Genomic DNA, 12074 nt, shown 5'->3' with positions numbered 1-12074 from the left:
CCGTTAACCCGCAGGGCTGCGGCAAAAGACACCGACGCGATACCGACGTGATACCGATACGTTACAGACCGGGTTTTTTCCCTCTTAACCAGGGACTTGCCCCCGATTCGTGCATCCCTCTTTCAAACCGCCCGAAATCCCCTACCCTGCCCCCGGCAACAACGCGGCGACTCTCATGCAGAAAATCATCGTCTTCACCGATCTCCATATCCTCCCCGAGGGCGAAACGATCATCGGGCTGGACCCTTCGGCGCGCTTCGCTCAGGGGTTGGCCCATGCCCTGCACTACCACCCCGACGCCGCGCGCATCGTCATCACCGGCGATCTGACCCATCATGGCAAGGGCGCCGAATATGCCCGCCTGCGTGCCCTTCTGGCCGATTGCCCCCTGCCCGTCAGCCTGATGCTCGGCAATCACGACCGCCGCGCGCCCTTTGCCGCCGCCTTCCCCGAAACGCCGCGCACCGGGGACGGATTCATCCAGCAAATTCAGGACCTTGACCACGCCCGCCTGATCCTGCTGGACACGCTGGACGAACAGGCCCCGGACCTGCACAGCGGCTATCTCTGCCCCTCCCGCCTGTCATGGCTGGCCGACGCGCTGGCCGGGGCGCAGGGCCGCGCAACCGTGGTGTTCACCCATCACCCGGCCTTTCGCACCGGATTCGGCGGGATGGACCGGATCGGCCTGCGCAACAGCGACGCGCTGATCGACACGCTGCACAGCCACGGACCGGTCGCACAGATCGTCTCGGGCCATATCCACCGCACGATGCAGGGCGCGGCGGGCGGCATTCCCAATGCCGTCTTCAAAAGCCCCTGCCACCAGATGCCCCTGATCCTCGGCGATCAAAGCCCCCACCTGTCGGTGGACGAACCGGGCGCCTATGGCCTGCTTTTGATCGGCCCCGATGGCGTGGTCGTGCATACAGAGGACTTCGACCTGCCCCGCGCCGAGGCCCGCACATATTCCTGACCCGGCCCGCACCGGCAATTTTTCGCACATGTTCAGGCGGCAAACCGGCAACTTGCCGCCCGGATCGCTGACTCGCTTGCCCGGACCTTTACCAGCCTCTACCATAAGTTGTGCGTCACGAGTATCCGCTTGCAATCCCGATCCTCAGTTCAGGAGCACCTAGCGTGTCACACCCTGTTCACCGCCCGCCCTCCTGCCCCCGCCGGCGCCCGCCTGCCCGCAAACTGGTGCTTTTGGGTGTCTTGCTGCTGTCTTCGGCCCTTGTTTATGTCGAACTGGCCCTGCGCTTCGGATGACGAGGATCGCCCCGTATCCGGCCGTCGTTCACTTTTTTCTCACTTTTCCCGAAATTTGCTCTTGCAGCCACCGCCAAGAATTTATACATCCCGCCCTACCCAAGGACGCGGGTGTAGCTCAGGGGTAGAGCGTTACCTTGCCAAGGTAAATGTCGTGAGTTCGAATCTCATCACCCGCTCCAATTTCTCTTCCCCCAACCGGTTGCCGTAACCGCTTGTGACACAGGCGATGCAGTCGCGCGCATTCGCTGCGCCGCCTCTTGGCGCGGCCCGCGCACCCGCCTATAAGGGCGCGGCATATCAGCAAGAGGCACATCGCATGCGCAGCGCCACGATCACACGCAAGACCGCCGAAACCGACATCAGCGTCGAGATAGGTCTCGACGGCACAGGGGTTTACGACAACCAGACCGGCGTCGGCTTTTTCGATCACATGCTGGACCAGCTTGCGCGCCATTCGCTGATCGACATGACGATCCGCTGCACGGGCGACACCCATATCGACGATCACCACAGCGTCGAGGACGTGGGTATCGCCCTCGGTCAGGCCCTGTCGCAGGCGCTTGGCGACAAACGCGGGATTCGCCGCTATGGCGCCTGCCTGTTGCCGATGGACGACGCGCTGGTGCGCGCCGCGCTCGATCTGTCGGGCCGTCCCTACCTTGTGTGGAACGCGGAAATGCCCACGCAGAAGATCGGCAGCTTCGACACCGAACTGGTGCGCGAATTCTTCCAGGCGCTCAGCACCCATGGCGGCATCACCCTGCATGTCGACGCCCTGCACGGGATCAACAGCCACCACATCGCCGAGGCCGCGTTCAAGGCCGTCGCCCGCGCCCTGCGCGAGGCGGTCGAAACCGATCCGCGCAAATCGGATGCGGTCCCCTCGACCAAAGGGGCGCTGTGAGCGGCATGACCACCGTTATCGTCGATTACGAATCCGGCAACCTGCACTCGGCCGAAAAAGCGTTTCAGCGCATGGCGTCCGAGGTCGGCGCGGGCAAGGTCACCGTCACCTCCGACCCCGATGTCGTGCGCGGGGCCTCCCGCGTGGTGCTGCCGGGCGACGGGGCCTTTCCGGCCTGCCGGGACGAACTTTATGACCATCGCGGCCTGTTCGAAGCCATCGAAGAGGCCGTGATCACACAGGGCCGCCCCTTCATGGGCATCTGCATCGGAATGCAGATGCTGGCCACGCGCGGGCTGGAATACCGCGAAACCGCCGGGTTCGACTGGATCGGCGGCACGGTGGAACGCATCGCGCCCTCCGATGACAGCCTCAAGGTGCCGCATATGGGCTGGAACGATCTGGTGATCGACCAGCCGCATCCGGTATTCGACGGCGTCTCAACCGGCGATCACGCCTATTTCGTGCATTCCTACCACTTCCGCGTGGACGACCCCGCCCACCTGCTGGCGCATGTGGAGTATGGCGGGCCGATCACCGCCGTGGTGGGGCGCGACAATATCGTCGGCACCCAGTTCCACCCGGAAAAAAGCCAGTCCACCGGCCTGCGGATCATCGGCAATTTCCTGAACTGGAAACCCTGAACCGTCCCGCAAAGCGCAAAAAAGCCGCCCGTCACACAGGACAGGCGGCTTTTTCTTTATCTGCAATGGCTTACTGAACCCGCGTCCATGTCTGCTTGGCGCAGATCAGCCCGCCGGCCACACAGCCGCGCAGCTTCAGCGAATTGCCCTGAAGGTCGATCTTGCCGATATAGATCTTGTCGTTCGACGGGCGCCAGACCTTGCCTTCGTACTGCCCGTCACCCTGCGGAGCCATGTTGCGCACCAGCATCTTGCCGATATTGGGCGATTTGTATTCGCCGCCATCCTTGAACGTCCGCGCGATCGTCCCGCAGATATTCGCGCCGCATTTCTGCATTTCCACATGCGCATAAGAGCCGTCGTCGACTTCGGTCTTCCATGTGCCCAACACCGGATCGGCCATCGCCATCCCCGCGCTTGCCACCAATGCCATCGCGGCCATCGCCATTCGTTTCATGGGGGTCCTCCTCCCTCGGATATCTGTGCAAGTCTGGCGCGCACACCGCTTTGAAATCAAGTCTGACGTCGGGTCGCGTTGCATTTCCGCGCACCCCGTGCCAAACGGCCAACAACGCAGCCAACAAGGATTTGGGCCCATGATCCTCTACCCCGCCATCGACCTCAAGGACGGTCAGGCCGTCCGCCTGTTCAAGGGTGAAATGGACAAGGCCACCGTCTTCAACGACGATCCCGCCGCGCAGGCGATGGAATTCGTCGAAGCGGGCTGCGAATGGCTGCATCTGGTGGACCTCAACGGCGCCTTCGCAGGCGAACCCGTCAACGCCGCCCCGGTCGAGGCGATCCTCGAACGCACACGGGTGCCCGCCCAACTGGGCGGCGGCATCCGCGACATGGCCACGATCGAACGCTGGCTGTCCAAAGGGCTGGCCCGCGTCATCCTTGGCACCGTGGCCGTGGAAAACCCCGATCTCGTGCGCCAGGCGGCGCGTGAATTCCCCGGCAAGGTCGCCGTCGGCATCGACGCCCGCAATGGCCGCGTCGCCACCAAGGGCTGGGCCGAGGAAACCGACGTGCTCGCCACCGATCTGGCCCGCTCGTTCGAGGATGCCGGCGTGGCGGCGATCATCTACACCGACATCAACCGCGACGGCGCGATGCAAGGCCCCAACGTGGCCGAAACCGCCGCACTGGCCAATGCCGTGTCGATCCCGGTGATCGCCTCGGGCGGCGTCAGCTCCATCGATGATCTCAGGGCGCTCAAATCCTGCGGGGCGCCGCTCAATGGCGCGATCTCGGGCCGCGCGCTGTATGACGGGGCCATTGACCTCAAAGAGGCGCTTGAGGTGATGAAAGCCTGATCCGCCGTCAGCCGCCCGCCGCCGTGGCCGTCAAATTACCCAACGCGCCCCGCATCTTGGCGATATATGCGGCGTCGTCGTCAATGCCGTTCAGATCGTCCAGCGTTTCCTCGGGGTCTTCATAGGCCAGCCAGACCTGCCCCTGCATGTCCTCGTAAACCAGCACCCTGAGCGGCAGGTACAACCCCGCCAGCGGGTTCGCCTGCATGGCGGGCGTGCCCAGCATCGGATTGCCGAATATCAACAATTGCGACGGCGCCAGAGTCATGTCCACACCGGCCGCGCCGCCCGCATGATCGACTCGCGCAAATACCGTGGCCCCGGCCCCTGTCACCGCCGATTCCAGCGCATCCATCGTGGCGGCCACATCGCCAGCGGCCCGCACCTTGCGGATATCGTCCTCCGAGGCCGACGCCCCCTGCGCCGCCAGCCCCAATACCAGAGCGGTCAAAATCCGTTTCATCGCACTCTCCTTTCCCGAATACACCAACGCCCTCATCCTCTGGTAACCCGCCCGCTTTGCCCATAAACAAAACCGTGAGTTCCAGAAGATCGGCGGTTTCATGTCCAGACCTCCCCCCTCAGCCGCGTCAGCGCAGCCCGCTGCGCCCCGCGCCATCGCGGGCGCGCCGCTATGGCTGGTCCTGATCATGGTGGTCACGGCCATGTTCAGCATCGTTCTGGGCGACACCGCCGGAAAGGAACTGACCGCCGCCGGGGCACATCCGTTTTTCGTGGCATGGGCGCGCTTCGCCATGGCCGCATTGGTGCTCCTGCCGTTCAGCGGCCTGTCACGGGCAGAACTGCCGCAACTCCTTGACTGGCGCATCCTGCTGCGCGGGGCGCTGATCGTCGGCGTCGTCTCGTCGATCCTCACCGCCTTGCGAACCGAACCCATGGCCGATGTCTTCGGCGCGTTCTTCATCGGTCCGGTGATCTCTTACGTGCTGGCCGCGCTCATCCTGGGCGAACGGATCACCCCCCTGCGCAGCCTGCTTCTGGGGCTGGGCTTCGGCGGGGTGTTGCTGGTCGTCAAACCGGGCTTCGGCGCGGGCGCGGGCATGGGGTTCGCACTCTTGGCAGGGCTGTTCTTCGGCTCCTTCCTCACCGCCACGCGCTGGCTGGCCAGCAGCTTCCGGCCCCGGTTCCTGCTGATTTCGCAACTGATGGTCGGCAGTATCCTCCTGGCCCCCGTGGCCTTCGCCATCGGCGCACCGGCGATGACTCCCTGGCTCTGGCTGCTCTTCGGGGTCAGCGCGTCCTGCTCGGCGCTCGGCAACCTCCTCCTGGCCACCGCCAACCGTAACGCCCCGGCCTCGGTCATCGCACCGCTGATCTATACCCAGTTGCTGGCCGCCACGATCCTTGGCTGGCTGGCCTTCGGCGACTGGCCCGACACCCTGTCGCTGATCGGGCTCGGCGTGATCCTCGCCTCGGGGATCATGTCCCTGCGGCTGGCCCGGCGCTGAACGGCCCGCGTCATGCAAAAACGCCGCGCCATGCAGGTCAGACCTTTTCAAGGGACAGTGTTTCAGGCTACCTCACCCCCATGTTGAAGATCCGCATCATCCCCTGCCTCGACGTGGCCGACGGCCGCGTGGTCAAAGGCGTGAATTTCGTCAACCTGCGCGACGCCGGCGATCCTGTGGACGCCGCCAAGGCCTATGACGCCGCAGGCGCCGACGAGCTGTGTTTTCTCGACATCCACGCCACCCATGAAAACCGGGGCGTGATGCTCGATGTCGTCACCCGCACCGCCGAGCAATGCTATATCCCGCTCACCGTGGGCGGCGGCGTGCGCACGGTGGACGATGTCCGCGCCCTGCTGCTTGCGGGCGCGGACAAGGTCAGCTTCAACTCCGCCGCCGTGGCCGACCCCGACGTGGTGCGCCGCGCCGCCGGCCAGTTCGGCAGCCAGTGCATCGTCGTGGCCATCGACGCCAAAACCGTCAGCCCCGGCAAATGGGAAATCTTCACCCATGGCGGGCGCAAATCCACAGGCATCGACGCCGTCGAATTCGCCAGGCTGGTCGAAGAAAAGGGCGCCGGTGAAATCCTGCTCACCTCGATGGATCGCGACGGCACCCGCGCGGGCTTCAACCTGCCGCTCACCCGCGCGATCTCGGACGCCGTCGATATCCCCGTCATCGCCTCGGGCGGCGTGGGCGATCTCGACCACCTCGTCGAAGGCGTGACCAAGGGCGGCGCCTCCGCCGTGCTGGCCGCCTCGATCTTCCATTTCGGCGACTACACGATCCAGCAGGCCAAGGATCACATGGCCGCCGCCGGCATCCCGATGAGGACAGGCGCATGACCCTCGACGACCTCGAACAGATCATCGCCGCCCGCGCACAGGCCGACCCGGACGAAAGCTGGACCGCCAGACTGCTCGCCAAAGGCCCCGAAAAGGCCGCAGAGAAATTCGGCGAAGAAGCCATCGAAGCCGTGATCGAAGCCGTCCGAAACGACCCCGAACGCCTGACATCCGAGGCCGCCGATGTCCTCTTTCACCTGCTCGTCATGCTGCACGCCCGTGGCGTCAGCGTCGCTGACGTGATGCAGGAACTCTCCCGCCGCCAATCGCAATCCGGCCTTCAGGAAAAGGCATCCCGCCCGAAATGATCCGTCACATCGTCTTTTTCACCGCCCGCGACCCCAAGGACCTCGACCGCATCCGCGAGGGGCTCGAAACGCTGTCGCAAATCCCCCATTCGCGCCATTTCGAGGTGGGCCGCAACCTGCATGCCGACCGCCTGACCGGGGCCGAGGTCGATTACGTGGTCTACGCCGAATTCGACACCCAGGCCGATCTGGACGCCTACAAGGCCCACCCGGCCTATGCGCGCGGCATCGAACTGGTCAAACCCCTGCGCGACATGCGCATCGCCGCCGATATCGAAAGCGCCTGATCCGGCGAACAGCCGTTACAGCTTCGATGAAATCACGCCGGTGTTGAACCCGCCCATGCGCAGCTCTCCGAACAGGCGCTGATACTCGATCTTGGGGCAGCGATCCATCACCACGTCCACGCCCCGCGCCCGCGCCTTTTCGGCGGCGTCCTCGTTCACCACGCCGATCTGCATCCAGATCGTCTGCAAATCGGGGAACGCTTCCAGCGCCTCGTCCACGATGGGCGGCACATGCTCGGGGCGGCGGAAGATATCCACCATGTCCACCCCGCCCTCGATCTCGCTCAGGCTGGCGACCACCCTGGCCCCGAACACGGTTTCCCCCGCATGGCCGGGATTGACGGGCACCACCTCGAACCCTTTCAGGCTCAGGTAGCGCGCCACGTAATAGCTCGGGCGCACCGGGTTCATCGACACGCCCACCACCGCCACGCGGCGGGTGCGGGTCAGGATATCGCGCAGATAGGCGTCGGAATAGTTATTGCTCATGGGTCACAACCTACTCCCCTTGCGGCAAAGAAAAAAGCGCCCAAGGCGAAAGCCCTGGGCGCCAGTCGCGGAACGAGGGACAGTGAAGTGAAACGCCGATGTTCCGTATCGACGTTTCTGATCCATAGATAGGGGCGCATTTGCGAATAAAAAGGGGGCGCTCAACAGGATGTGATCGGCCCGTCTGGTCCGGCTCAATCGAAAATATCCTCGACCACATCCCACAGCTCTTCCAGCATCCTGCGGGCCATCGGCTTGCGCCGCTTGCGCGGCTTCCGGCGCGCCTGCCCGCCATGATCGAACCAGCTTTCGCGCTCGTGCGCGTCATGGGCCTTGCGCCGCCGCCGGGGCTGCACCGGCGCGCTCGTGGCGGCTTTTTTCGCTGTCTTCACAGGCGATTGCGGCATCGCCTTCATGTCGTGCAGCGGCGCCCCGCAGGCCGAACAGGTCAATTCATGACGCCCCCGGTCGAACACCAGCGCGGCGCGCATTCCACAATAGCTGCATGTCGCGATCTTGGGGCCCATGTCTCCTCGGCGCTCAATCCGTTCTCGAGGCATATAGGGCAACCGCCGCCGCATTGGAGACGTTGAGCGAACCAAAATCGCCCGAAAACCCGATTCGCACCAATTGGTCGCAGGTGTCGCGCGTCTTTTCGCGCAATCCCGGCCCCTCGGACCCCAGCACCAGCGCGACCGGCTGATCGCGCCGCCCCTCCAGCGCCGCGTCGATGGTATCCCCGGCCTCGCCCGCCAGCCCCAGCACGGCATAGCCCATGCCCTGCAACGCCTCGATGGCGCGCGCCAGGTTGGTGACCCGCAGATAGGGCTGCCGCTCCAGCGCACCGCTGGCCGTCTTGGCCAGCGCGCCGGTTTCCGGCGCCGAATGATGGCGCGGCGCGATCACGGCACAGGCCCCGAACACTTCGGCCGAGCGCAGGATCGCCCCCACGTTATGCGGATCGCTCACCCGGTCCAGCAACACGACACGCGGCGCGGCCTCGCCCGGCGGGGCGGCGCAGATATCCTCCAGCCGCCCCCAATCCAGCGGTTTCACCTCCAGCGCGGCGCCCTGATGCACCGATTGCGGGTCCAGCGGCGCGGAAAACTTGCGCGGATCGGCCATTTCCGGTTCGACACCACTTGCGGCAATCGCCTCGGCCAGTTTGTCGGCAGCGTTCCTCGTGACGATCAGCCGCAATTTCACCCGCGCGGGGTTCATCAGCGCATCGCGCACCGCATGCAGCCCGAACAGCCACACGGTTTCAGCCTCGGCCGCCTTTTTCGCCTGCTCTTTCTCGATCACCCAACGGGGTTTTTTCTGGGCCATTCCGGTCCTTTCCTTGCGCGGCGCGACAATGCGCGCGCACAGCGCCCCGCGCAAGGCATTTTCCGGTTGACGCTGCACCACGGCTTTCCTAAATACGCCCTCACGCTTCGGAGCATCCTGAATGCTTCCGGCAGTGGGCGACAGGCCGCAAGGTGTGGCAGGGGACTGTAACTCCCTCGCGGAGACGCACGCTTGGTTCGATTCCAAGGTCGCCCACCATTTTCCTCCTCCGGAAATGGTATTCGCGCCGCACAGGCCCGGCTGCGCCTATCCGACCCGGCCCGCCAGCCCGATCAGCGCCACCGTCGCGCTGCTGATTGCCAGGGCCCAGCCGAACGACGTCAGCGTCCCGATGATCACGTATTCGCTGGCGCGCTGTTCCTTGGTCGCCTCGAATCGCAACAGCGATTTGGCCGCGATCAGAAACCCGATTCCCGTGGGCTGTCCGATCAGGATCAGCAGGAAAATCACCGCGCGCTCCAACTGGCCGATCATCTGCCCGGCCTTGGGCAAGCCCTGTTTCTTGAACTCCTGCGCATAAGGCGCGGTGATCAGACCCACCGCATGGCCCCCGGCACGCACCGTCAGGATGAACCCCGACAGGATCAGCGCCGGCACCAGAAACAGCGGCACCCACCCGGCCCACAGCCCCGCCGCCGCCGCGCCGGGCCACCACAGGGCGGCGGCGATGATCGTGGCCAGATGCGCGATCTGATCGGCCATGAACGCCCCGAACGTCGCGCGTATCCCATCGGGCAGCGCATAGGTCTTGATCGCGTCGATCGCCAGATGCGCCCCCGCGACAAGCAGCGCCAGTTGCCACGCTCCGCCCAGCGCCGCGAGGCTCAGCACAGCGACAATCGCGATATGCAGAAGAAACACCCCGAACTGGCGCTTTCTTTCGATCATCCAGTTGAATTGAAACACGAAATCCGCCAGCACATGCGCCAGCAAAAGCGCGGCGAAGCTCTGGAGCATCGGTGCCGTCACGGCAATCATTTCAGCTTGCCCGTCGAAAAAGAAAGCATTTTCACTTGCCTTACCTTGTTTCCAGCGCGCTCAACGCCGCCTCGATGGCCGGAAACCCGGCCGCCCACAGCGCCTGGTCCACCGCCTGGCGCGAGATATCCAGCCGCCCCGCTGCCTCGGCCCGCGTGCCCGCACCGGGGGGCAGTTGCTCGGCCAGCGCACGGGCCTGCGCCTGCGTCCAGCCCTGCGCGATATGATCGGCCAGCCGCGCCGCCGCCGCCTCGGCCCCGCCCGCCGCATGATCAAGATGACGCCCCGACGGCAGACTGTCCAGCAACCGGCCCGACGCCGTGAAGGCCGCGCCATGCGCCGCGTTGGGATCTTGCCCCGGCATCTGCCCCGCCCCCGTGGCCATCGCCATGCGCGAGGCCCGCGCCTTGTCCAGCCGCCGGATGCAGGCATTGACGTAAAGCGCGGCGCGCAAGGCAAAGACCGGCGCATCGAACGCCATCTGCCAGGCATCCCCGCCGCGCCGGGCAAACCCGACCACACTGACCCCCGGCCATGCGCCAATCGCATCGGAGGCCACGCCGATCGCCTTCAGCGTCGCCTCCAGCTCCCCAACGCTCAAGCCGGTCGAGTCCACGATATCGCCAGTCAGAACTGCAAACATGACTGCAAGCATTATCACTTGCCAAGCCAAAAAGCAAGCTAAATAACTTGCGCACATCATCCCGCAAGAATGCCCGTCTTCCCCCTTCTGCCCGCGCGCCATCCTCCCTATACTGCGCGCGCAGGCAGAACCGGGCAGAGTGTGAGTAATGGCCGCCAAGGCAAAAAAGACCCCCAAACCCTACAATATCCTGATCGTCGGCCAGGGCGGACGGCTGCAATACGAGGCGATTCTCTTTGCCGCCTCGCTGCGCGCCAGTTCCCCCGGTTTCAAGGGCCGCCTGATCGTGGCCGAGCCCCGGCCCGGCCCGCTCTGGCAGAACGATCCCTCCATTCGCGGGCAGGATACCCGCGACCTGCTCGCCCATCTGGGCGCCGAAATCATTCCCTTCGACTCGCACCATTTCGGGCAGGCCTACCCCTATGGCAACAAGATCGAAGCCCTGTTCGCCCTGCCCAAGGGCGACCCCTTCGTGTTCTTCGACACCGACACGCTGGTCACCGGCGATATCACCTCGGTGCCCTTCGATTTCGCCCGCCCCACCGCCTCGCTGCGCCGCGAAGACACATGGCCCCAGATCGAACTCTACGGCCCCGGCTACACCGCCACCTGGAAATCGCTCTACGACAAGTTCGGGCTCGATTTCGACTCCTCGCTCGACCCGGCCTGGCCCGATGAATTCTGGCGCAGATACCTGTATTTCAACGCCGGGTTCTTCTTTTACAAATGCCCGCACACCTTCGGCCAGCGCTTCCTCGACTACGCCCTGGCAATCCGCGACGACCCGCCCGCCGAACTGGTCTGCCAGTCGCTCGACCCGTGGCTCGATCAGGTGGCGCTGCCGCTGGTGATCCATTCCCTCGGCGGCGGGCGCGATACCCTGCCCGCAGGGCTGCTGGATGGCGACATCACCTGCCATTACCGCCTGCTGCCCCTGCTCTATGCCCGCGAATCGGATCGCGTGGTCGAGGTGCTGGAACAGGTCAGCGCCCCGAACAAGCTCAAGAAAGTCCTGAAATCCTACGACGCGATCAAGTTCATGATCTATCACGGGCGCGGCCAGAAGGTGCGCGCGCTGTTCGATCGCGACGATCTCCCCCGCAAGGAACAGGCCATTCGCAACACGATCAAGCGCAACGGCTTCTGGATGCGCTGATGTCCGGCTCAGCCTCCCCCGGCAGCGGCCTGAGCCGCATCGCGCAGGTCTATTCCCCAACCGAGGCCGCGCTGACCGTCGCCGCCCTCGAAGGGGCCGGGTTTCAGGTGTTCGTGCCCGGCTATCACACCCATAACACCGTGCCCCACATGGCCGTGGCCTTCGGCGGCATCCCCGTCATGGTCCACAGCGATCAGGCCGCCGAGGCCGCACGCTTTCTCGACGCGCTCGACCGGCCCGCCACGCCGGACACCGCGCCCGAAGACGCACCGCACCTGCCTTGGTGGCGGCGTCTCCTGGCACTGGTGATCTTCCTGCTGACCGGCACCGCACCGCCGCTCAAGGGCCGCTTCAAGGGGCCGCGCGACGGATAAGCCCGCGATTTTCCACCGCAGGACATGCCGGAA

18 protein-coding genes and 2 tRNA genes are annotated in these 12074 nt (G+C 65.0%); 13 read left to right on the top strand and 7 right to left on the bottom strand.

The features are described 5' to 3' along the window. The first annotated feature begins 175 nt into the window (after positions 1 to 175). The 5 genes from KPG71_RS04900 (at position 176) to hisH (ending at position 2823) form a co-directional block, all read left to right on the top strand. Entirely contained in the window at positions 176 to 976 is an 801-nt protein-coding gene (locus KPG71_RS04900; RefSeq protein WP_216337004.1) for a phosphodiesterase, read from the top strand. A gap of 164 nt (positions 977 to 1140) precedes the next feature. Beyond that, positions 1141 to 1272, top strand: coding sequence for a hypothetical protein (locus tag KPG71_RS19735; protein WP_301182884.1), 132 nt, complete (start codon positions 1141 to 1143; stop codon positions 1270 to 1272). Between the two features lie 107 nt (positions 1273 to 1379). Next, a tRNA-Gly gene (locus KPG71_RS04895) sits at positions 1380 to 1454 on the top strand. 137 nt (positions 1455 to 1591) lie between these two features. After that, positions 1592 to 2179 carry an imidazoleglycerol-phosphate dehydratase HisB gene (gene hisB, locus KPG71_RS04890; protein WP_073034814.1) on the top strand — a complete coding sequence of 196 codons (588 nt, stop codon included), beginning with the start codon at positions 1592 to 1594 and terminating at the stop codon, positions 2177 to 2179. Between the two features lie 5 nt (positions 2180 to 2184). Further along, positions 2185 to 2823, top strand: coding sequence for an imidazole glycerol phosphate synthase subunit HisH (hisH, locus tag KPG71_RS04885; RefSeq protein ID WP_216337003.1), 639 nt, complete (start codon positions 2185 to 2187; stop codon positions 2821 to 2823). Positions 2824 to 2893: 70 nt separating this feature from the next. Here the strand turns inward: hisH and KPG71_RS04880 are convergent, their stop codons facing one another. Next, complete coding sequence (locus KPG71_RS04880) at positions 2894 to 3280, bottom strand: DUF2147 domain-containing protein (RefSeq protein ID WP_216337002.1); 387 nt, start codon at positions 3278 to 3280, stop codon at positions 2894 to 2896. Positions 3281 to 3419: 139 nt separating this feature from the next. Between KPG71_RS04880 and hisA the strand changes: the two genes are divergently transcribed. Further along, positions 3420 to 4142, top strand: coding sequence for a 1-(5-phosphoribosyl)-5-[(5-phosphoribosylamino)methylideneamino]imidazole-4-carboxamide isomerase (hisA, locus tag KPG71_RS04875; protein ID WP_216337001.1), 723 nt, complete (start codon positions 3420 to 3422; stop codon positions 4140 to 4142). Between the two features lie 7 nt (positions 4143 to 4149). Here hisA and KPG71_RS04870 read toward each other — a convergent pair whose 3' ends face one another. Further along, the gene (locus tag KPG71_RS04870) at positions 4150 to 4605 is read right to left on the bottom strand and encodes a DUF302 domain-containing protein (RefSeq protein ID WP_216337000.1); all 456 of its coding nucleotides are present in this window, start codon (positions 4603 to 4605) and stop codon (positions 4150 to 4152) included. 187 nt (positions 4606 to 4792) lie between these two features. Between KPG71_RS04870 and KPG71_RS04865 the strand changes: the two genes are divergently transcribed. The 4 genes from KPG71_RS04865 to KPG71_RS04850 all read left to right on the top strand — a co-directional run bounded on the left by KPG71_RS04865 (position 4793) and on the right by KPG71_RS04850 (position 7051). Then, entirely contained in the window at positions 4793 to 5611 is an 819-nt protein-coding gene (locus KPG71_RS04865) for a DMT family transporter (protein WP_216337208.1), read from the top strand. 80 nt (positions 5612 to 5691) lie between these two features. After that, positions 5692 to 6456: an imidazole glycerol phosphate synthase subunit HisF gene (hisF, locus tag KPG71_RS04860; protein WP_216336999.1), complete on the top strand. Its 765-nt coding sequence runs from the start codon at positions 5692 to 5694 to the stop codon at positions 6454 to 6456. Further along, positions 6453 to 6764: a phosphoribosyl-ATP diphosphatase gene (locus tag KPG71_RS04855; RefSeq protein WP_216336998.1), complete on the top strand. Its 312-nt coding sequence runs from the start codon at positions 6453 to 6455 to the stop codon at positions 6762 to 6764. The genes hisF and KPG71_RS04855 overlap by 4 nt, the downstream gene beginning before the upstream one ends. Then, positions 6761 to 7051, top strand: coding sequence for a Dabb family protein (locus KPG71_RS04850; RefSeq protein ID WP_073034806.1), 291 nt, complete (start codon positions 6761 to 6763; stop codon positions 7049 to 7051). Before KPG71_RS04855 ends, KPG71_RS04850 begins: the two co-directional genes overlap by 4 nt. Before the next feature lie 15 nt (positions 7052 to 7066). Here the strand turns inward: KPG71_RS04850 and KPG71_RS04845 are convergent, their stop codons facing one another. The 3 genes from KPG71_RS04845 to rlmB all read right to left on the bottom strand — a co-directional run bounded on the left by KPG71_RS04845 (position 7067) and on the right by rlmB (position 8869). Next, the gene (locus KPG71_RS04845; protein ID WP_216336997.1) at positions 7067 to 7540 is read right to left on the bottom strand and encodes a CoA-binding protein; all 474 of its coding nucleotides are present in this window, start codon (positions 7538 to 7540) and stop codon (positions 7067 to 7069) included. 194 nt (positions 7541 to 7734) lie between these two features. Continuing rightward, the gene (locus tag KPG71_RS04840) at positions 7735 to 8067 is read right to left on the bottom strand and encodes a hypothetical protein (RefSeq protein ID WP_216336996.1); all 333 of its coding nucleotides are present in this window, start codon (positions 8065 to 8067) and stop codon (positions 7735 to 7737) included. Between the two features lie 13 nt (positions 8068 to 8080). Continuing rightward, positions 8081 to 8869 carry a 23S rRNA (guanosine(2251)-2'-O)-methyltransferase RlmB gene (gene rlmB, locus KPG71_RS04835; RefSeq protein WP_216336995.1) on the bottom strand — a complete coding sequence of 263 codons (789 nt, stop codon included), beginning with the start codon at positions 8867 to 8869 and terminating at the stop codon, positions 8081 to 8083. 135 nt (positions 8870 to 9004) lie between these two features. Here rlmB and KPG71_RS04830 point away from each other — a divergent pair. Then, positions 9005 to 9088: transfer RNA gene (locus KPG71_RS04830), tRNA-Tyr, on the top strand. A 48-nt stretch (positions 9089 to 9136) separates the two neighbouring features. Here the strand turns inward: KPG71_RS04830 and KPG71_RS04825 are convergent. After that, positions 9137 to 9868: a DUF3307 domain-containing protein gene (locus tag KPG71_RS04825; RefSeq protein WP_216336994.1), complete on the bottom strand. Its 732-nt coding sequence runs from the start codon at positions 9866 to 9868 to the stop codon at positions 9137 to 9139. 40 nt (positions 9869 to 9908) lie between these two features. Further along, positions 9909 to 10511, bottom strand: coding sequence for a MarR family transcriptional regulator (locus tag KPG71_RS04820; protein WP_216336993.1), 603 nt, complete (start codon positions 10509 to 10511; stop codon positions 9909 to 9911). A 148-nt stretch (positions 10512 to 10659) separates the two neighbouring features. Here KPG71_RS04820 and KPG71_RS04815 point away from each other — a divergent pair, with 148 nt between their 5' ends. Both KPG71_RS04815 and KPG71_RS04810 read left to right on the top strand, forming a co-directional pair. After that, the gene (locus KPG71_RS04815; protein WP_216336992.1) at positions 10660 to 11667 is read left to right on the top strand and encodes a hypothetical protein; all 1008 of its coding nucleotides are present in this window, start codon (positions 10660 to 10662) and stop codon (positions 11665 to 11667) included. Next, positions 11667 to 12041: a hypothetical protein gene (locus KPG71_RS04810; RefSeq protein WP_216336991.1), complete on the top strand. Its 375-nt coding sequence runs from the start codon at positions 11667 to 11669 to the stop codon at positions 12039 to 12041. Before KPG71_RS04815 ends, KPG71_RS04810 begins: the two co-directional genes overlap by 1 nt. Positions 12042 to 12074 lie beyond the last annotated feature (33 nt).

This window comes from Roseovarius sp. PS-C2 (assembly GCF_018862045.1).
In the GTDB taxonomy this organism is placed as follows: Bacteria; Pseudomonadota; Alphaproteobacteria; order Rhodobacterales; family Rhodobacteraceae; genus Roseovarius.
This window is presented reverse-complemented; position numbering and strand designations above follow the sequence as displayed.